This is a genomic window from Streptomyces sp. NPDC005761 (genome assembly GCF_040630635.1).
Lineage (GTDB): Bacteria > Actinomycetota > Actinomycetes > Streptomycetales > Streptomycetaceae > Streptomyces.
On the sequence record NZ_JBEXXX010000011.1, the window covers coordinates 69,793 to 87,434 of the forward strand.

Annotated in this window: 21 protein-coding genes; 13 read left to right on the top strand and 8 right to left on the bottom strand. The window is 71.0% G+C overall.

Translation table 11 applies throughout. The features are described 5' to 3' along the window. Positions 1–14: 14 nt before the first annotated feature. The 9 genes from ABZ434_RS13475 (at position 15) to ABZ434_RS13515 (ending at position 7,128) form a co-directional block, all read left to right on the top strand. Complete coding sequence (locus tag ABZ434_RS13475; protein ID WP_359135056.1) at positions 15–125, top strand: putative leader peptide; 111 nt, start codon at positions 15–17, stop codon at positions 123–125. Between the two features lie 138 nt (positions 126–263). After that, the gene (locus tag ABZ434_RS13480; RefSeq protein ID WP_359135058.1) at positions 264–1,292 is read left to right on the top strand and encodes an ABC transporter substrate-binding protein; all 1,029 of its coding nucleotides are present in this window, start codon (positions 264–266) and stop codon (positions 1,290–1,292) included. Next, positions 1,289–2,305, top strand: coding sequence for an NrtA/SsuA/CpmA family ABC transporter substrate-binding protein (locus ABZ434_RS13485; RefSeq protein ID WP_359135060.1), 1,017 nt, complete (start codon positions 1,289–1,291; stop codon positions 2,303–2,305). The genes ABZ434_RS13480 and ABZ434_RS13485 overlap by 4 nt, the downstream gene beginning before the upstream one ends. Next, the gene (locus ABZ434_RS13490; RefSeq protein WP_359135062.1) at positions 2,302–3,135 is read left to right on the top strand and encodes an ABC transporter permease; all 834 of its coding nucleotides are present in this window, start codon (positions 2,302–2,304) and stop codon (positions 3,133–3,135) included. The genes ABZ434_RS13485 and ABZ434_RS13490 overlap by 4 nt, the downstream gene beginning before the upstream one ends. Next, positions 3,132–3,890 (top strand): ABC transporter ATP-binding protein, encoded by a 759-nt coding sequence (locus ABZ434_RS13495; RefSeq protein ID WP_359135064.1) that lies wholly within the window; start codon positions 3,132–3,134, stop codon positions 3,888–3,890. The genes ABZ434_RS13490 and ABZ434_RS13495 overlap by 4 nt, the downstream gene beginning before the upstream one ends. Then, entirely contained in the window at positions 3,891–4,778 is an 888-nt protein-coding gene (locus ABZ434_RS13500) for an ABC transporter substrate-binding protein (RefSeq protein ID WP_359135066.1), read from the top strand. 4 nt (positions 4,779–4,782) lie between these two features. After that, positions 4,783–5,856: an LLM class flavin-dependent oxidoreductase gene (locus ABZ434_RS13505; RefSeq protein ID WP_359135068.1), complete on the top strand. Its 1,074-nt coding sequence runs from the start codon at positions 4,783–4,785 to the stop codon at positions 5,854–5,856. A gap of 128 nt (positions 5,857–5,984) precedes the next feature. Then, positions 5,985–6,785, top strand: a complete 801-nt coding sequence (locus tag ABZ434_RS13510) for a VOC family protein (RefSeq protein WP_359135070.1) — start codon at positions 5,985–5,987, stop codon at positions 6,783–6,785. Positions 6,786–6,873: 88 nt separating this feature from the next. After that, on the top strand, positions 6,874–7,128 hold the full coding sequence (locus ABZ434_RS13515; protein ID WP_359135072.1) for a WhiB family transcriptional regulator: 255 nt from the start codon (positions 6,874–6,876) through the stop codon (positions 7,126–7,128). Between the two features lie 237 nt (positions 7,129–7,365). Here the strand turns inward: ABZ434_RS13515 and ABZ434_RS13520 are convergent, their stop codons facing one another. The 4 genes from ABZ434_RS13520 to ABZ434_RS13535 form a co-directional block, all read right to left on the bottom strand. After that, positions 7,366–8,274 (bottom strand): chitosanase, encoded by a 909-nt coding sequence (locus tag ABZ434_RS13520; RefSeq protein ID WP_359135279.1) that lies wholly within the window; start codon positions 8,272–8,274, stop codon positions 7,366–7,368. Positions 8,275–8,397: 123 nt separating this feature from the next. Continuing rightward, entirely contained in the window at positions 8,398–9,375 is a 978-nt protein-coding gene (locus tag ABZ434_RS13525) for an acyl-ACP desaturase (RefSeq protein ID WP_359135074.1), read from the bottom strand. A gap of 276 nt (positions 9,376–9,651) precedes the next feature. Further along, on the bottom strand, positions 9,652–9,843 hold the full coding sequence (locus tag ABZ434_RS13530) for a hypothetical protein (protein ID WP_359135075.1): 192 nt from the start codon (positions 9,841–9,843) through the stop codon (positions 9,652–9,654). Between the two features lie 11 nt (positions 9,844–9,854). Further along, positions 9,855–10,706, bottom strand: coding sequence for a Scr1 family TA system antitoxin-like transcriptional regulator (locus ABZ434_RS13535; RefSeq protein ID WP_359135077.1), 852 nt, complete (start codon positions 10,704–10,706; stop codon positions 9,855–9,857). 166 nt (positions 10,707–10,872) lie between these two features. Between ABZ434_RS13535 and ABZ434_RS13540 the strand changes: the two genes are divergently transcribed. Then, positions 10,873–11,334 (top strand): ATP-binding protein, encoded by a 462-nt coding sequence (locus ABZ434_RS13540; RefSeq protein WP_359135079.1) that lies wholly within the window; start codon positions 10,873–10,875, stop codon positions 11,332–11,334. Between the two features lie 31 nt (positions 11,335–11,365). Here ABZ434_RS13540 and ABZ434_RS13545 read toward each other — a convergent pair whose 3' ends face one another. Beyond that, the gene (locus tag ABZ434_RS13545; protein ID WP_359135081.1) at positions 11,366–12,997 is read right to left on the bottom strand and encodes an ABC-F family ATP-binding cassette domain-containing protein; all 1,632 of its coding nucleotides are present in this window, start codon (positions 12,995–12,997) and stop codon (positions 11,366–11,368) included. 305 nt (positions 12,998–13,302) lie between these two features. Next, positions 13,303–13,719, bottom strand: coding sequence for an SsgA family sporulation/cell division regulator (locus ABZ434_RS13550; RefSeq protein ID WP_359135083.1), 417 nt, complete (start codon positions 13,717–13,719; stop codon positions 13,303–13,305). 186 nt (positions 13,720–13,905) lie between these two features. Here ABZ434_RS13550 and ABZ434_RS13555 point away from each other — a divergent pair, with 186 nt between their 5' ends. Further along, complete coding sequence (locus ABZ434_RS13555) at positions 13,906–14,997, top strand: oxidoreductase (protein ID WP_359135085.1); 1,092 nt, start codon at positions 13,906–13,908, stop codon at positions 14,995–14,997. 7 nt (positions 14,998–15,004) lie between these two features. Here ABZ434_RS13555 and ABZ434_RS13560 read toward each other — a convergent pair whose 3' ends face one another. After that, positions 15,005–15,298 (bottom strand): YciI family protein, encoded by a 294-nt coding sequence (locus tag ABZ434_RS13560; protein ID WP_359135087.1) that lies wholly within the window; start codon positions 15,296–15,298, stop codon positions 15,005–15,007. A 44-nt stretch (positions 15,299–15,342) separates the two neighbouring features. Between ABZ434_RS13560 and ABZ434_RS13565 the strand changes: the two genes are divergently transcribed. Then, complete coding sequence (locus tag ABZ434_RS13565) at positions 15,343–16,020, top strand: endonuclease V (RefSeq protein ID WP_359135089.1); 678 nt, start codon at positions 15,343–15,345, stop codon at positions 16,018–16,020. A 76-nt stretch (positions 16,021–16,096) separates the two neighbouring features. Beyond that, a complete protein-coding gene (locus tag ABZ434_RS13570) occupies positions 16,097–16,240 on the top strand; it encodes a hypothetical protein (RefSeq protein WP_359135091.1) in 144 nt (47 codons plus the stop codon). A 22-nt stretch (positions 16,241–16,262) separates the two neighbouring features. Here ABZ434_RS13570 and ABZ434_RS13575 read toward each other — a convergent pair whose 3' ends face one another. Next, the gene (locus tag ABZ434_RS13575) at positions 16,263–17,453 is read right to left on the bottom strand and encodes a saccharopine dehydrogenase NADP-binding domain-containing protein (RefSeq protein ID WP_359135093.1); all 1,191 of its coding nucleotides are present in this window, start codon (positions 17,451–17,453) and stop codon (positions 16,263–16,265) included. Between the last annotated feature and the right edge of the window lie 189 nt (positions 17,454–17,642).

Consider the following 17,642-nt stretch of genomic DNA (forward strand, 5'->3'; position numbering starts at 1 on the left):
AAGGGAGCAGTGCCATGGCCGGCCGCCGATCCGCGTCCCCCGCCCACGCCGCTCCGGTCCTGCTCGCCCTCACGCTGCGCCGTCATATCGACCTGGCCCGCGTGTCCAGCGCCGCCTGTCGCTGACCGGCCTCGCACGCCCCTCGTTCTCGCCGAACGCGTCGCCCCGACGCTTCACGGGCCCTGCCGCACGTGCCTCCCCTGTCCGGGGCGCACATGACGTGCCCGCCCGTACCCCCGCTTCACCTATCTCGGGAAGACTCCATGACGCATGCCGTCCTGCCCCGGACCCTCTGGTTCACCCGCTGTCCCGTCCCCACGGCCACCGGCATCGCCGCCGACCGGCAGTGGCTCACCGACGAGTTCGCCGCCGACGGCATCTCCGTGCGCTCCCTCCAGGACGCCGCCCCGGGCGCCGACCGCGCCGCGCACTACACCCACGCCCTGCCCGGCCTCTTCCGGGAGGGCGGCAACGTCCCCGCCCTGTGGGCCCGTTCGCGGGGCGAGCGCACCCGGCTCATCGGACTCACCTGGATCGAGGAACGGCAGACCGTCCTGGTCGCACCCGGCTCCGGAATCCGGGGCGCCGCCGCTCTGCGCGGGCTGCGGCTCGCCGTGCCGAAGCACGACATCGCCATCGACTTCTGGCGCGCCATGGCCCTGCGCGGCTTCGAAGGGGCTCTCGCCTCCGCCGGGCTCACGCCGCAGGACGCCTCACCGGTCGACGTACCCACCGACGGGTACGACGGCCAGTGGGCGGCCGAACTCGCCGCACTGCGACGCGGAGACGTCGACGCCGTGTACGTGAAGGGCGCGCTGGCCGTCGAGGCGGCCCGCCGGGCCGGCGCCGAAGTGGCCGTCGAGCTCGACGAACTGCCCGACCGCCGGTTCCGCGTCAACAACGGCACACCGCGCCCCATCACCGTCCACCAGCAGCTCCTGGACGACCACCCCGACCTCGTCGACCGCTTCCTCGCCGTCCTGCTGAGGGCGGCCGACTGGGCCGCGGGACAGCCCGACGAGGTCGCCCGCATCCTCGGCGCCGAGACCGGGGCGGGTGCCGACGGTGTCGCCGGCGCCTACCGGCCCGGCACCCACCTGACCCTCCACCCCGACCTCTCCGCCGAACGCCTGGCCCTGCTCGCCGCGCAGGAGGCCGGGCTGCGCGCCCACGGCTTCCTGCCCGAGCCCGTCGACGTCGCGGCGTGGGCCGACCCCGAGCCGCTACGCCGCGCCGCAGCCCTGGTGCACCGCACCCCCGCCCCCCTGAGCCCGGAGGAACCCGCCTCATGAACCCTGCCCGATCACTGCGTACGACAGCCGTTCCGGCGCTCCTCACGGTCTTCGCGCTCGTCGCCCTCGCCGCTTGCGGCACGTCCGAGGCGGACAGCGCCGCACAGGGCTCGAAGGCCACGGTGACCGTCCGCATCCCCGACCCCGGAAACTCCGGGGTGCTCGCCGTCGGCAAGAAGGACGGCAGTCTCGACAAGGCGCTGTCCGAGGCTGGCGCCAAGGTGCGGTGGACCGGCAGCGCCGGCCCGTTCGCCCCGGCCGCCCAGGCGATGAACGCGGATCAGCTGGACATCGCCACAGGCTCCATCACCTCCGGCATCACCTCGCTCGCCCAACGCCCCGGCTTCAAGTTCTTCACGGCCGTCGACCCGGACGCGGCGGGCGAGGGGATCCTCGTCAGGAACGGGTCGGACATCGGATCGGTGGCCGACCTCGTGGGGAAGAAGGTCGCCGTCAACCAGGGCGGCACCGGCGAGTACCTCCTGCTCAAGGCCCTGGCCAAGGCCGGTGTCCCGGCCGGCAAGGTCACCCGTGTCTACCTCCGGCCCGACCAGACCGCAGCGGTGTTCAACGCCGGCAAGGTCGACGCCTGGGCCGTCTGGGCCACGTACGCGGTTGCCGAGATCGGCAGCGGCAAGGCGCACTTCCTCGCCGACGGCGCTGCGATCGGATCCGACAACTACAGCCTCAACGCCGTACGCACCCAGTTCGCCGAGCGGCACCCGAAGGTCGTCAAGGCCCTCTACCAGTACCTCCACGAGGCCAGCGTCAAGGAGAAGCAGAACCCGGCGGCCTACCTCAACGTCTTCACGGACGCCGGCCCGACCGCCGTGACAGGTAAGGCCAAGGAGGTCCAGAGCGAATTCATCGCGAAGGGCGGCACCGTCGACCCCATCGGTCCCGAGGACATCGAACGGTTCGAGGACGTCGCCGCGTTCTACGCGGAGCAGAAGGTCACCCAGGGCCGGGTCGATGTCGCCGCGCACCTGCTCGACGTCGGGAAGCTGACATGAGCGGCACGGCCGCGGCGCCCCCCGGCCTCGTCCGGCCGCGCCCCCGGGTCAGCAGGGCCCGCAGCCGGGGCTACGCGCTGACCGTCCGCACCATCGGACCGCTCGCGCTGCTGCTCCTCTGGTGGGCGGCCTCGGCCACCGGGGCCCTCACCCCCGACGTCCTGGCCTCTCCCGGTGAAGTGCTGCGGGCCGCACGCGAGTTGTGGGGCAACGGCCAGCTGCCCGATGCCCTCACCACCTCCCTCACCCGCTCCGGACTCGGCCTTCTCATCGGGCTCGCCGCCGGCCTGACCCTCGGTATCACCACCGGCTTCACGCGCCTCGGCGACGAGCTCCTCGACTCCTCGCTCCAGACCCTGCGCACCATTCCCTTCCTCTCCCTGGTCCCGCTGTTCATGGTCTGGTTCGGGATCAACGAGACGGCGAAGATCCTCCTCATCGCCGTCGCCACCACCTTCCCGATGTACGTGTCCACCTCGAGCGGGGTGCGCAACACCGACCCGAAACTCATCGAGGCCATGCGGAGCTTCGGCATGGGGCGCCTCGCCCTCGTACGCGAAGTCGTCCTGCCCGGGGCCCTGCCGTCCCTGCTCGCCGGACTGCGCCTGTCGATGACGCTCAGCGTCATCGCGCTGATCGCCGCCGAGGAGATCAACGCCACCGCCGGCATCGGCTACCTGATGTCCCAGGCTCAGAGCTACGCCCGCACCGACATCCTCGCCGTCTGCATCCTCGTCTACGGGCTCCTCGGGCTCACCGCCGACATCCTCGTGCGGCTGCTGGAACGCGTGCTGATGCCGTGGCGCATCCCCCAGGGAGCCTCCCGATGACCACCGATCCGACATCCGGGCCCGCAGTCCGGGTACGGGGGCTGCGCCGGGCGTTCGGCGACCGTGCCGTACTCGACGACCTGCGACTCGACATCGCCCGGGGCGAGTTCGTCGCCCTGCTCGGTGCCAGCGGCAGCGGGAAGACCACGCTGCTGCGCATCCTCGGCGCCCTCGACGGCGCCGACGGGGGAGAGGTGCTCGTCCCCGAGGCCCGCACCATCGTCTTCCAGGAGCCCCGGCTCGTCCCGTCGAAGAAGGTCTTGGCCAATGTGACGGTCGCCCTGCCGCGCAGCCGCTCCGCACACGGGCTCCGGGCGCTGGCCGAAGTCGGCCTGGAGCGCCACGCCGAGGCCTGGCCGGTGACCCTCTCAGGCGGGGAGGCCCAGCGCGTCGCACTCGCCCGCGCCCTGGTCAGGGAGCCCGAACTCCTGCTCCTGGACGAGCCGTTCGCCGCGCTCGACGCGCTGACCCGGCTCAGGATGCAGGAACTGGTCGGCGAGTTGTGCCGCCGTCACCGCCCCGCCGTCCTGCTCGTCACCCATGACGTCGACGAGGCGGTCCGGCTGGCCGACCGGGTGGCAGTCCTGCGCGACGGCCGCCTCGTCACCGACGAGACCGTGGACGTCGACCGGCCGCGCGACCCGGGCGATCCCGCATTCGCGGCTCTGCGCCGACGGCTCCTGGCCGACCTCGGCGTCGACGCCCCTGCCCCTTCCCTCCCGTCCCCCGCCCGTACCGAAGCCGGAGTGATCTGAATGACCCTCACCATCGGTGTCCACAGCAGCAACCCTTCCCTCTACCACCTGTACCACCTCTCCCGGCTGGGCCTCGCCCAGCAGGAGCTGGCCCCGCTGGGCGAGACCGTCGTGTTCCACCCGTACACCAACGGCGTACGCACCGGTGAACTCCTGACCCGGGGCGTCATCGACTTCGGCGGCACCGGCTCCACCCCGCCCGTCACCGCCCAGGCCGCCGGGCACGACATCGTCTACACCGCGGTCTCCGCCCCGCGCCCCGAACACGGCGCGCTCCTCGTCCCCGAGGACAGCCCCGTGCGCACCGTCGCCGACCTCAAGGGCGCGACCGTGCACCTGGCGATCGGATCCTGGCAGACCCATCTCATCGCCAAGGCACTGGACGACGCCGGTCTGTCGTACGCGGACGACATCACGGCCGTCCGCAGCAGTGCCGACAGCGAAGAGCTGCTGCGCACCGGAGAGATCGCCGCATGGATCGCCCAGGGTGCCGAACTGGCGGCCGCCCGGCGCACCGGCGGACTGCGGACGCTGGTCCGTACCGGCGACGTCATCAGCGACCGTTCCGTCTTCTTCACCCGCCGCGACCTCGCCGAATCCCGGCCCGACGTCGTCGAGGCACTGACCCGGGCGCTGCGGCGCGCCGACGAGTGGGCCGCGGCCCACCCCCGGCAGGCGGCCGAGATCGCCGCGGCGGACCTCGGAGGGTCTGCCGACGACTGGGAGACCGCGCTGGCCTCGCTGCCCTGGACGATCGAGCCCGTGTCCGACGCGTTCATCGCCGAGCAGCAGGAGGCCGCCGACATCTTCCACCGGACCGGATTCATCGACCGGCCGGTCACCGTCGCCCACGCGCGCGCCCGTGTCGCAGCCGACAAGGCGGTATGACGACATGGCGACCGAAGTCCTCTGGTACATCATTCCGCGCGAAGGCGCCTATCCCTGGGAGCCGGCAGGCAGACGCCCGGTCGATCTCGGCTACCTGACACAGCTGGCCGGGACGGTCGAGCGGCTCGGCTACAGCGGTGCGCTGCTCGCCACCGATCTCTACGACGTCTGGCCGCTCGGCAGCGCGCTGGCCGCCTCGACCAGCACCCGCTTCAAGCCCCTGCTCGCCGTGCACCCCGGACTCGTCGCGCCGACGCTGCTGGCCAAGATGGCCCTCAGTTTCGACACGCTCTTCGGGGGCCGGCTGCGCTTCAACGTGGTCAACGGTTCGACCAAGTCCCTCCAGGAGTACGGACTCCACGTGGAGCACGACGAACGGTACGAGCTGAGCGCGGAGTACTGGTCCATCGTGAAGCGGCTGACGGCCGGAGAGGTCTTCGACCACAAGGGCCGCTTCTACGACCTGAAGAATGCCGGCGCCTCCTTCCGGGAGCTCAAGCCGGTCCAGGACGGACCCATCCCGCTCTGGTTCGGTGGCTCGTCCGACCCCGGCATCGAGATGGCTGCCGAGCACGTGGACGTCTTCCTGACCTGGGGAGAGCCGCCGCATCTGTTGAAGGAGAAACTGGACAAGGTCCGGGCGCGAGCCGCCGCGTACGGCCGCACGCTCAGGATCGGGCTGCGGCTGCACCTGATCGTCCGGGACACGGAGGAGGAGGCCTGGGCCGCGGCCGACCGGCTCCTCGACGTCACCAGCGACGCGACGTACGCCCGCCAGCTCGGCGACCGGGCGGGCGAGGACGGCGTGGGCTGGCAGCGGCAGTTCCGCCAGCACGGCGGAAAGGTCCCCGCGCACGCCCGTGAGCTGGAGGTCCACCCCAACATGTGGCCCGGAATGAGCCTGTTCCGGCCGGGCCCGGGGACGGCCGTGGTGGGATCGACCGCCCAGGTCGTCGAGCGCCTCCAGGAGTTCGAGGACCTGGGTGTCGACACCTTCATCCTCTCCGGCAACCCGCTCCTGGAGGAGGCGTACCGGATCGCGGAGACGGTGCTACCGGCGCTGGGCGTCGGGCGCTGAGGGGCGGGGGAGCGTGCTCCGGCCGCGGCCGGAGCACACAGGGACTGCGCATGTCAGTACCCGGTGCGAGACTCGGAGAGTCGGGCAAACCCTGCTGTCCGTGAACGGGACCACCGAAGGAGCGCACGATGCTCACCACCCGTTTTGTCGACGGAGCCCCCAACTGGATGGATCTCGGCACCCCGGATCTCGAAGGGGCCACGGCCTTCTACACCGCCCTGCTCGGCTGGGACTACGCGGCCGGAGGCCCTGAGACCGGTGGATACGGGATGTTCCTGCTGGACGGGAAGACGGTCGGTGGCGCGATGACCGTCACCGAGGAGCAGGCGAAGCCGTCCTGGTCGGTGTATTTCCAGTCGTCGGACGTCGATGCCACCGCACGGGCAGTGGAGCAGGCCGGCGGCACGGCGCCGTTCTCGCCCATGGATGTGAGGGAGTACGGCCGGATGGGCGGGTTCACCGACCGCGCAGGTGCGTACTTCGGCGTCTGGCAGCCGAAGCTGAATCCGGGGCTCGGCGTCGTGAACGAGCGGGGCAGCCTCTGCTGGGCGGAGCTGTACACCCCGGACGTACCGGCTGCCGCGGCGTTCTACGACGCCGTCTTCGGCTGGGAGACCGTCCGGATGCCCTACCCGGGCGGCGACGGCGCGTACACCGTCCTCAGGACTCGTGGCGGCGGTGAGGAGACCTCCTTCGGCGGGCTGGTGCCGCTGGAAGCCGTGCCCGTCCGGGCCGCCGCCGGACCTCACTGGCTGCCGTACATCGAGGTCGACGACTGCGATGCCGCGGTGGCGGAGGTCGAGCGGCTGGGCGGCAAGCTGACGCTGGAACCTCTGGAGATGGAGGGCGTGGGCACCTTCGCCAACGTCACCGATCCCTACGGCGCCGCGTTCGCCGTGATCAGGAGCGCGGAGACGCCCGCCGCCTGACGGCTGCCGGGTCTCGCCGTGCGTGCTTGCCGCGGTGGATTGATGGATCGTTGATCAGTCGTTTATCGCGGCAGGGAACGATGTGGCCATGCTCATCAACACCGCGGCCGACCCCGCTCTCGCCTGGCAGGAGACAGCGCTGTGCGCACAGACCGGGCCGGAGTTCTTCTTCCCCGCCCCCGGCAGTTCCACCCGTGAGGCCAAGCAGCTCTGCAACGCCTGCGAGGGACGCCTGGCCTGCCTGGAGTACGCACTGGACAACGACGAACGCTTCGGCGTGTGGGGCGGTCTCTCCGAGAAGGAGCGCGACCGGCTCCGCAGAGTCGACCGCGACCGGGCGTGAACGTCTGCCCCCGCAGGACACCTCGGCTCTCCGTGCATCGGCCCGCGGGGCTGGATGTCGCGGGGGTTGCGGGCGCGCGGTGTGCACGGCCTGCGGACGGCGGGCCCGTCGCTGAGGTACGCGCATCGCCCGGGGGGAAACCCCCCGCCCCGACGGGCGCCATCGCCGAAAAGGCGGTGGAGCTGATCAGGGAGACGCGCGGGCGCGGCAGGGCGCCGGGACGCCGCCGGGTGTCCGTCAGGCCGGGATGCGGAACGTCTCGCCGTACATCTGCCAGGTCAGCGGCAGTTCCAGGGCCAGGTTCCCGTCCTCCAGGAACACGCGCTGGGCAGTGTCGAGGCGCGAGGTGTCCTGCTGGTTCTTCTTGGCCTTCATCACGGTCCGCGCCGCATCGAGGAAGGCGTCCAGATAGGCCGTCTCGTCGCCGCCCTCGGCGACCGTGTCCGCCTCGGCCAGGGCGGCCCGCCGGATGCCGTAGAACGAGTCCTCCTCGGACCCGGGCCCCTGGAGCACCATGGCGTCGAAGTACATGTACTGGCCGAGGGTGCCGAGGCCGTCCAGTTTCGCCAGATGGACGGCCGGTTCGAAGTACTGCTTCAGCCGGACCTGGTCCTGGGCGGTGCGGAAGGCGGGGTCCTCGGCCGACTGCTTCCATGCGGCCGTGAAGCCGGGGTCCAGCCCCTCGTGCGACGGGGATCCGTCGACCTTGCGCAGCGCCGGGACGAACGGAGCCAGTGGACTGTCCGGGTGATCATCGGTGAACGACTCGACGAACGCGAGCATGTCGTGCGTACTGGAGCAGAAGCCGACGAGCCCGGCGTTGTAGCCGGTGCCGTCGCCGGTGTCCTCGATCGTGCCGTACTGGCTGCGCCAGTCCAGGGTCGACCCCTCCGCGCTGGCCAGCAGCTTCCAGGCGACCTCGCGCATCTTCGGCTCGGCCAGTCCTGGGGGCATCTCGGCGACGCGCGCGTTCAGCGCGCGCCGATCCTCCTCGTCCGCCGCGGCGAACGGGTCGGCCTGTGCTGATGCGGTGACCGACGCCTTCGTGGCGGGAGAACTGGTGGGCAGCTCCCCGTCGCCACCGCTGTTGAAGAGCAGGGAAGCGACGACGGCTATCGGCGCACCGAACAGAACGACGCGGGTCACAGGTTTCACGGGCACAGAGTACGGTCCGCGCAGCCCCGGGGAGGGCCCGGCCCCGTGGACGGGGATGACGAACGGGGGCGGGCCGGATGGGCCCGCCCCCGCCGGGGTCGTGTGTGCCGGCCGTCAGGCCTGGGCGGCGCGGGCCGCCACGCGCGCCTTGCGCGCGGCGAGCTTCTCGTCGAACTTCGACGCCTCGCTGTCCAGCCCGTTCATGTACAGGCCGAGCTCCTCCTGGGCCTTGAGGCCCTCCGGGCCGAGGCCGTCGATCTCCAGCACCTTCAGGAAGCGCAGCACCGGCTGGATGACGTCGTCGTGGTGGATGCGCATGTTGTAGATCTCGCCGATCGCCATCTGCGCGGCTGCCCTCTCGAACCCGGGCATGCCGTGGCCGGGCATCCGGAAGTTCACGACGACGTCGCGCACCGACTGCATCGTCAGGTCGGGCGCGAGCTCGAAGGCCGCGCCGAGGAGGTTGCGGTAGAACACCATGTGCAGGTTCTCGTCGGTGGCGATCCGCGCCAGCATGCGGTCGCAGACGGGGTCGCCCGACTGGTGCCCGGTGTTGCGGTGCGAGACGCGGGTCGCCAGCTCCTGGAACGCGACGTACGCCACGGAGTGCAGCATCGAGTGGCGGTTGTCGGACTCGAAGCCCTCTGCCATGTGCGCCATCCGGAACTGTTCCAGCTTGTCCGGGTCCACGGCGCGCGAGGTGAGCAGGTAGTCACGCATCACGATGCCGTGGCGGCCTTCCTCGGCCGTCCAGCGGTGCACCCAGGTGCCCCAGGCGCCGTCGCGGCCGAAGAGCGAGGCGATCTCGTGGTGGTAGCTGGGGAGGTTGTCCTCGGTCAGCAGGTTCACGACCAGGGCGATCTTGCCGATGTCCGTGACCTTGGACTGCTCGGCCTCCCAGGCCTGGCCGTCCTCGAAGATTCCGGGGAAGTTCCGGCCGTCGGAGAACGGCACGTACTCGTGCGGCATCCAGTCCTTGGCGACCTTGAGATGGCGGTTCAGTTCCTTCTCCACCACCTCTTCCAGCGCGTACAGCAGTTGGGCGTCGGTCCACGCCTGTGAACTGCCGAGGTGGGGAGAGGTGATCGTCACGGGTGCTCCTGGGGACGGGAGAATTACCTACGGCTTCGTAGGTTACGAGACCGTAGGTTAAAGCGGCAGTAAGGCCTCCGCCAAGCCCGTCCGGGCAACAATTGCTCACGTAGGGTCATAGGTGCAGGTCAAGCGTGTATACAGAGGGTCAGGGAGGCGGGATGAGGGGGTGCGAAAGTCGAATGATCGGCCGGGCCGGCCCCCCGTGCGATGAGCTCTGAACAGTCGGCGTACTCGGAGCGCAGCGCGTGAGGGGCACGGTCGGAAAGGGCCGGATCAGAGGAGGTGGTCTGCCGCCCCCGCCTTCACCGCGAAAATCAGCGCCTGCAGCGCTTCCACGGAGTCGCTCACGTAGGTGGCGGTGTCGGTCGTGGAGCCGATGTAGGCGCGGCCCTGGTCGTCGAGGCCGAAGCGGAAGCAGTTGGCGCCCTCGCTGCAGAAGGCGTCGTCCCAGCAGATGTCGTTCATGATCTCTCTCCTCATAGGTCCTTGGCTATGCACCGGATGAAGTCGCGTGATTCCTCGACGGGCAGCGCGAGCGTGCGCAGGCGCTCCAACAGTCCCCGGTACCGACGCAGTTGCATGTCCGCGTCCAGCAGCATGGAGCCGTGCGAGGAATCGAGCTGCACGGTATCGAGCTGCGGGACCGCCGCGCCGACGTAGGTGAACGACTGCCCGGCTCCGGGGAAACCGCCTGCGGCGAACGGGATGACCCGGACCGTGATCCGGCTGCGTTCGGACATGCCGAGAATGTGCTCCAGCTGCGCCCGGGTGATCTTGGGGCCGCCGAACTGCATCCGCAGCGCGGCTTCGTGGACCACTGCCGCGTACAGCGGTGGCCGGTCCCGTTCGAGCACCTCCTGCCGGCGCAGGCGCAGCGAGAGCCGGGCCATCAGATCAGGGCCGGGCAACCGGGGGTCGGCCGTGTCGAAGACCGCGCGCGCGTGCTCCTCGGTCTGCAGCAGTCCGGGGATGTGTGTGGTGGTGGCGGTGTTCAACTCCACTGCGTGGAACTCGAGTTCGGCGATGTCCAGCAAGCTCGGCAGCAGCAGGCCGCGATGCTCCTCCCACCATCCTCTGGCCCGCTCCGTCGCCATCTCGGCCAGCAGGTCCACGAGTCCGGTGTCCGGGCAGCCGTAGTTGAAGGCCAGGGTGCGGACCCGCTCGGCGCTGATGCCGAACCGGCCGGACTCGATGTTCGGGATGCGGGTGCGGTCGACGCCGAGGAGAGCCGCGGCCTGCTGCGCCGTCATCCCGGACTGTTCGCGCAGCTTGCGCAGCTCGTACCCGAGGCGTTGTTGTCGTGCGGTCGGGGTGGTCCTGGGGGGCACGGTGCGGGTCCTTCCGGGGCGGGGGCGGCGAAATGACCGGAACCACACAAGTAGTAGCACTGTGCTCCGGGCGTGCGCTACGGTCGGTAGCGCAAGTCTCACACGGGGCGACCACGCCTTTGTGTGTGATCGTCACCACACGCACGAGAAATGTGAGCATCACTTGATGAAAGGCGCATTGCGTTGTCTCCCGGCCCTCGCGCCGGCCGGACCGCAACCACCGGCGGCGGACAACCTCAGCTACTCGTTCGCCCTGCCGGGCGGCGCCTTCTGCGCGGGGCTCGCCCGCCGCGCGGTGGATGAGCTGCTCACCCGGCACGGTCTCGCCGAACTGGGTGAGACAGCGGTCCTCGCCACTTCGGAACTCGTCGCGGCCGCCTACCGGTTCACTCCGGACCGGGAGATGCTCCTGCGGGTCCACTGGCAGTTCGACGCGCTGCGGATCACCCTCTACGACCAGCACCCTGCTCATGAATCGCCCGAGAAGTCCGAGGAGTGCCGGGAGCACCGCAGCGCCAGCATGTGGCTGCTGGCGGCCGCGGTGGACGAACACGGCGGGGACTGGGGGCTGGCCCCCGCGCTGACGGCCTCCGGCGGCTCCAAGACCTGGGCCTTACTCCACCGCTAGCCCCAGGCCGTCGCCCCTGTGTCCCCGCACGTCACAGGCCGGCGCGCACCTCCTCGGCGGTGGTGTCCCGGAGCCCGCCGTCCAGCAGCAGCCAGCGGGTGATGCCGAGCGATTCGAGGAACGGCACGTCGTGGCTCGCCACGATCAGCGCCCCTTCGAACGCGTCGAGTGCCGCCGTCAGCCGGCGCACACTCGCCATGTCCAGGTTGTTCGTCGGCTCGTCCAGCATCAGCAACTTCGGCGCAGGCTCGGCCAGCAGCAGCGAGGCCAGAGCTGCACGGAACCGCTCCCCGCCCGACAGGGTCCCGGCCGGCTGGTCCGCCCGTGTGCCCCTGAACAGAAAATGTGCCAGGCGCGCCCTGATCCGGTTGTCCGTGGCATCCGGTGCGAACCGCGCCACGTTCTCCACCACGCTCAACTCGTCGTCCAGCATATCCAGCCGCTGGGGCAGAAAGCGCATCGGCAGCTGCACCGACGTCTCACCGGACCGGGGTGCGAGCTCACCGGCCAGGGTCCGCAGCAGCGTGGTCTTGCCCGCTCCGTTACGTCCCACCAGCGCGATGCGCTCCGGACCGCGTACCTCGAACCAACCCCGCACCCGGGCTCCGTAGGGCAGTTCCAGATGGTTCGTCATCAGCACGCCCTGGCCCGGATGGACCTTGGTGTGCGGCAGCTCGACCCTGATCTCGGCATCGTCCCGCACCGCCTCCACGGCGTCACCGAGGCGCTCCTTCGCCTCGGCCAGCTTCTCCGCGTGCATGATGCGGTGCTTGCCCGCCGACTCCTGGGCGGAGCGCTTGCGGGCGCCCATGACGGCCTTCGGTACGCGTTTGTTCTCCTGCATCTTCTGTCCGTAGCGCTTGCGCCGCGCCAGCTTGACCTGGGCCTCGGTGAGTTCGCGCTTCTGGCGGTGCACATCGGCCTCGGCGACCCGCACCATGCGCTCGGCGGCCTCCTGCTCCACGGCGAGGGCCTCCTCGTACGCCGAGAGGTTCCCGCCGTACCAGGTGACCGAACCCTCCCGGAGATCGGCGATCCGGTCGACGCGTTCCAGGAGCTCCCTGTCGTGACTGACGACGACGAGGACGCCGGTCCACGCGTCGACCGCCGCGTAGAGGCGGCCGCGTGCGTACAGATCCAGGTTGTTCGTCGGCTCGTCCAGCAGCAGGATGTCCGGCCGGGCCAGCAGCAGCGCCGCCAGACGCAGCAGCACGCACTCGCCGCCCGACATCTCCCCGATCGTGCGGTCGAGCCCGATGTGGCCGAGGCCGAGCTGGTCGAGCGTGGCGAGAGCCCGCTCCTCCACGTCCCAGTCGTCACCGACGGCCGCGAAACGCTCCTCGCCGACGTCGCCCGCCTCGATGGCGTGCAGCGCCGCACGGGTTCCGGCGATGCCCAGGGCGGCGTCGACGCGCAGCGCGGTGTCCAGAACCAGATTCTGCGACAGATGGCCGACCTCGCCCGTTGTCCTGATGTGGCCTTCGGCGGGGGTGAGTTCGCCGGCGATCAGTCGCAACAGGGTCGACTTGCCCGAGCCGTTGAGCCCGATCAACCCGGTACGGCCGGGCCCCACGGTGAGATCGAAGCCGTCGAGGACCGGGCTGCCGTCGGGCCAGACGAAGGAGAGCGACGAGCAGGTGATGTGGCTGAGGGGTGCGGACATGAGGAAACTCCCGGTTGCGAGGAAGGACAGGGGCAACGGGGCGAGACACCGGTCACTGGCTTTCCACGGAACGAGTCCGGAAGTGGAGGAGGGAAGGCCCTGGTCGCGGAGGACGGCTCGAAGAGCTGAGGTCACACTCGGGCACGCGGTCATGTGCGGACATGACACGGCGCGCAACACGGTGTCTCAAGACCTCAGACGAGCAACGTCCTGCTCCGATCGGCGACGACAAGGACAACAACGAAGGTACGGCGGCCCCCGGGGCGGGGCAAGCGAATTAACAGGCCCGTCCCGAGACGACGGGGTCAGCAGGAACCGCCCAGCAGCTGCGTCAAACTCCGGTCCAGGTCCAGGAAGCGGTGCTCGTCCCCGGCGGGCACGAGCACCTGGGCGCGCCGCAGGAAGCGGCGCAGCTCCGCCGTGCGCACGTGCACCATGGCGATGCCCTCGGCGGCATGGAACTCCAGCACCGTGCGGTCGTACCCGAAGGGCCTGACGCGTACGTCGCCGACTCCCGCCGGTGAGTCCATCCCCGCGGCGAGCAGCTCCCGGGAGAACTCCCAGGACACCTCGGTGCCCTCCAGCGTTGCCGGCGCGGGGAACGCCATGCGTACGGCGAAGGGGTCCGTGCGGTCGTAGCTCAGCACCGCGGGAAGCGTTTCCATCTGCGGCGCGGACGCCACCATGCGGGCCTGCACGGACTGTTCGATGACGATGGACAAGGCCTGCTCCCTCTCGCGACCGGATGAACGGTTTCCGGCAGTCATACAGACGACGGAACCCACCGATCCGTGCACCGGAGCACGGCGTGAGCTGCGTCACCGCGCTACTGCTGCCCTTCCACACCTGCCCCGTTCCCGGCGATGCACCCTGGACGGGGCCCGGCCCGTCGATTAGCTTCCAGCGCCATGAAGCCCATGGGGAAGACGCGACGACTGATGTCACTGGGACTGTGCGGGGCGGCCCTGGCCGCCGCGTTGGCCGCACCCGCGGCCGAGGCGGCGCCCGGCGAGCGGCACGGACCGGTCTGGACTCCAGGCGACACGGGCACCGACGCCCGCTTCCGGGGCCTCGCGGCCGTCAGCAGCCGTACGGCATGGCTCGCGGGCTCCAAGGGCACCGTGCTGCGCACCACCGACGGCGGCCGGCACTGGCGCGACGTCTCGCCGCCCGGGGCTGCCGACGAGGGACTGGAGTTCCGTGACATCGAGGCCTTCGACGCCCGGCGTGCGGTGGCCCTGGCCATCGGTGAGGGCGAGGCCTCCAGGGTGTTGCGTACGGAGGACGGCGGAGTCACGTGGGCCGAGTCGTTCCGCAACACCGACGCGCGCGCCTTCTACGACTGCCTCACGTTCTTCGACAGCCGTCACGGCCTCGCCATGAGCGACCCCGTGGACGGGCGGTTCCGCATCCTGTCCACCGCCGACGGGGGCCGCAGCTGGAACGTCCTGCCCAGCGCCGGGATGCCACAGGCACAGGCGGGAGAAGCGGGGTTCGCGGCCAGTGGGCAGTGCCTGGTCAGCGCCGGCTCCAAGGACGTCTGGCTGGCGACCGGCGGGGCCGCCACCGCCCGGGTCCTGCACTCGGGGGACCGCGGCCTGACCTGGACCGCGACCGCGTCGCCGATCCCGGCCGGGGACCCGGCCCGTGGCGTCTTCGGTCTCGCGTTCCGGGACCGCACCCATGGCATCGCGGTCGGCGGCGACTACCGCGCGGACCAGCCGTCGCCGCGTGCCTCGGCCGTCACCTCCGACGGGGGCCGCAGCTGGCAGCCGTCCCGGACACCCCCCGCCGCGTACCGCTCCGGCGTCGCCTGGCTGCCGCACAGCCGGTCGGCCGCACTGGCGGTCGGCCCGACCGGCACCGACCTCACCACGGACGGCGGCCGCACCTGGCGCACGCTCGACACCGGGTCGTACGACATGGTCGACTGCACCGCGGACGGGAGCTGCTGGGCGGCCGGCGAAAAGGGGCGGGCCGCACGCGCCGTCCTGCGCTGAGGGCCGCCTACACCTGCTGGCGGTACGGAGCGAGTGCGTCCGACGTCTTCGTGGCGAGGAACTCGGTGATCCGGTAGGCGCAGACGCCGTGCACGACGAAGGGGTCGGACGCCACGAGCCGTTCGACCGCGGCCCGGTCGTCCCCGACCGCCAGGATCACCCCGCCCTCGCGGGGGTTCTTGCGGCCGGAGGCGATGAACACACCGGCCGCGTACTGGACGTCGAGCCAGGCGACGTGATCCTCCAGCAGTGCGTCTACGCGGTGCATCGGGGCGGTGTACGACAGATCGAGAACGAACATGATCCGAAGGCTACGGGAGCGGCCTGCCTAAACTGGCCGGCACCATGACGACACTTCGGATGCCCGTTGACGAGGCCGAGGCCCGCGCCCTTCAGGACACCCTGCGCACCCGGGTGGTGCTCGACGAGGCAGGACCGCCGCCGGGCACCGGCAGGGTGACGGGCGTCGACGTCGCCTACGACGACGAGCGCGATGTCGTCGTGGCGGCGGCCGTCGTGCTGGACGCGGCCACGCTGGAGGTGGTGGCCGAGGCCACCGCCGTCGGGCAGGTCACCTTCCCGTACGTCCCGGGACTCCTCGCCTTCCGTGAGATACCCACCGTGCTGGCCGCGCTGGAGTCCCTGCCCGTCGACCCGGGTCTCGTCGTCTGCGACGGCTACGGCCGGGCGCACCCGCGCCGCTTCGGCCTCGCCAGCCATCTGGGCGTGCTCACCGGACTTCCCGTCATCGGCGTGGCCAAGAACCCGTTCACCTTCTCGTACGAACAGCCGGGCCCCCACCGCGGCGACCGGTCACCGCTGCTGGACGGGGACGAGACGGTGGGGCAGGCGTTGCGCACCCAGGACGGCACGAAACCGGTGTACGTCTCGGTCGGGCACCGCACCGGCCTGGACAACGCCTGCGCGCACACCCTGCTGCTGGCCCGGGACTTCCGTCAGCCCGAGACCACCCGCCGGGCCGACGCGCTGTGCAGGCAGGCGCTTCGGGAGGCCACCGGCTGAGTACGCGGGCGGGAGTGCGGACGTCTGAGTATCCGTACGGATAGCGCCCGCCGATCATGGTCGGCAGTCTGGACACATGAACGCATCCCGCTCGACCGTCCGAACCGCCCCCCTTCACCCCGCTCAGCGCCGTGTGGCGATGGGCATGCTGATCGGGGGTGCGGTCGGCTTCGTCTGGGCAGGGGCGATGCTCTACACCCTGGCCTCCTGGATCTTCTGACGCCGGTCCGCCCGGCCGCGCGTCAGCGCACGGCCGCCACCCGGAAGCGCAGGCCGGCGCCGCGCAGGCGCTCCAGCAGCGCGTCACCCATCGCGACGGCCGTCGTGACCTGCCCCGATGTCGGCGGGAGCTCGTCCAGTGCCAGGCAGAGCGCCGACTCCGCCAGCATCTTCGCCGTCTCGTCGTAGCCCGGATCGCCGCCCGACACCTCGGTGAACACCCGGCGGCCACCGCCCTCGCCGACGAACCGGACCGCGAACCAGCTCCGGCGGCGGCGCTCCGCGTCCGGGCCGGACCCGGGCTCGTAGCGATCCATCAGCCAGTTCCGCACGGCCGGCAGCTGCGCCGCCCCGAGCAGGGCGCCCAGTGCGGCCGTGCCGCCCAGGGCCACCGGCAGATGCTTGACCGAGGCGTAGTGCCGGTAGCGGAAGTCGGGGCCGTAGCGGGGGAGCGCGCGGGCCGAGCGCCTCACGACCTGGGCGTCGAGGGTCGGCAGCGGAAGCGCCCATGTGCCGGTCTCGGTGCTGAAGCGCGGCGCGCCGAGCGGGGCGCCCGCGCGGCGGGCGACCAGCCGGGGCTCGTGCAGCCGGCGCTCCCTGGCGGCCCTCAGCGTCTGCGGACCGCGGCCCATGGCGGTGAGCGCGGAGGCGAACGTACCGCCCGAGAACACGGCGTTGGAGCGGACGAATCCATCGATGCGGAGCGGGACGTCCTCGGGCAGCTGCCGGACCGTGAAGTAGACCCCCAGATCGTGCGGTACGGAGTCGAAACCGCAGGCGTGCACGATCCGTGCCCCGGTCTCACGCGCCCGGGCGTCGTGGTCCAGGTACATCCGGTCGGCGAACTCGGGCTCACCGGAGAGATCGGTGTAGTCCGTGCCCGCCTCGGCACAGGCGGCGACCAGCTTCTCCCCGTACCAGACGTACGGGCCGACGGTCGTGGCCACCACATGGGTGGACTCGGCCAGTTCGCGCAGCGCGTCCGCGTCGTCGGCGTCGGCGTCCAGCAGCGGGAGGTCCGCGCAGTGCGGATGCAGCGCGGTGAGGCGGTCGCGCAACTGTTCCAGCTTGGCGCGGTTGCGGCCGGCCAGGGCCCAGCGGCAGCCGTCCGGGGCGTGGGCTGCCAGGTATCCGGCGGTGAGCGCACCCACGAAACCGGTGGCGCCGAAGAGGACTACGTCATAGGGGCGTGGTGCCCCGTTCTGCCTGTTCACGAGTGCCTCCGCAGGGGCCGGCGCCGATGTAGCAGGCAGAGGGTAGCGGAGCCGGACGTGGCGCTGTACGCCCGGGGAGGCTTCGTGAGGGAGGATCCAGGGGAAAGAACTAAGCGCTTGCTCGCCCCAAGGGGTTGTGCGGAGCGCGGTGCGTTCTTAGCATCATCGATGTTACATCAGTTGTGTCAC

Excerpts from the sequence above, each read along its gene's own strand:
- ABZ434_RS13475 (WP_359135056.1), top strand. The coding sequence starts at position 15 with ATGGCCGGCCGCCGATCCGCGTCCCCCGCCCACGCCGCTCCGGTCCTG.
- ABZ434_RS13480 (WP_359135058.1), top strand. The coding sequence starts at position 264 with ATGACGCATGCCGTCCTGCCCCGGACCCTCTGGTTCACCCGCTGTCCC.
- ABZ434_RS13485 (WP_359135060.1), top strand. The coding sequence starts at position 1,289 with ATGAACCCTGCCCGATCACTGCGTACGACAGCCGTTCCGGCGCTCCTC.
- ABZ434_RS13490 (WP_359135062.1), top strand. The coding sequence starts at position 2,302 with ATGAGCGGCACGGCCGCGGCGCCCCCCGGCCTCGTCCGGCCGCGCCCC.
- ABZ434_RS13495 (WP_359135064.1), top strand. The coding sequence starts at position 3,132 with ATGACCACCGATCCGACATCCGGGCCCGCAGTCCGGGTACGGGGGCTG.
- ABZ434_RS13500 (WP_359135066.1), top strand. The coding sequence starts at position 3,891 with ATGACCCTCACCATCGGTGTCCACAGCAGCAACCCTTCCCTCTACCAC.
- ABZ434_RS13505 (WP_359135068.1), top strand. The coding sequence starts at position 4,783 with ATGGCGACCGAAGTCCTCTGGTACATCATTCCGCGCGAAGGCGCCTAT.
- ABZ434_RS13510 (WP_359135070.1), top strand. The coding sequence starts at position 5,985 with ATGCTCACCACCCGTTTTGTCGACGGAGCCCCCAACTGGATGGATCTC.
- ABZ434_RS13515 (WP_359135072.1), top strand. The coding sequence starts at position 6,874 with ATGCTCATCAACACCGCGGCCGACCCCGCTCTCGCCTGGCAGGAGACA.
- ABZ434_RS13530 (WP_359135075.1), bottom strand. The coding sequence starts at position 9,843 with ATGAACGACATCTGCTGGGACGACGCCTTCTGCAGCGAGGGCGCCAAC.
- ABZ434_RS13540 (WP_359135079.1), top strand. The coding sequence starts at position 10,873 with ATGAAAGGCGCATTGCGTTGTCTCCCGGCCCTCGCGCCGGCCGGACCG.
- ABZ434_RS13545 (WP_359135081.1), bottom strand. The coding sequence starts at position 12,997 with ATGTCCGCACCCCTCAGCCACATCACCTGCTCGTCGCTCTCCTTCGTC.
- ABZ434_RS13555 (WP_359135085.1), top strand. The coding sequence starts at position 13,906 with ATGAAGCCCATGGGGAAGACGCGACGACTGATGTCACTGGGACTGTGC.
- ABZ434_RS13560 (WP_359135087.1), bottom strand. The coding sequence starts at position 15,298 with ATGTTCGTTCTCGATCTGTCGTACACCGCCCCGATGCACCGCGTAGAC.
- ABZ434_RS13565 (WP_359135089.1), top strand. The coding sequence starts at position 15,343 with ATGACGACACTTCGGATGCCCGTTGACGAGGCCGAGGCCCGCGCCCTT.
- ABZ434_RS13570 (WP_359135091.1), top strand. The coding sequence starts at position 16,097 with ATGAACGCATCCCGCTCGACCGTCCGAACCGCCCCCCTTCACCCCGCT.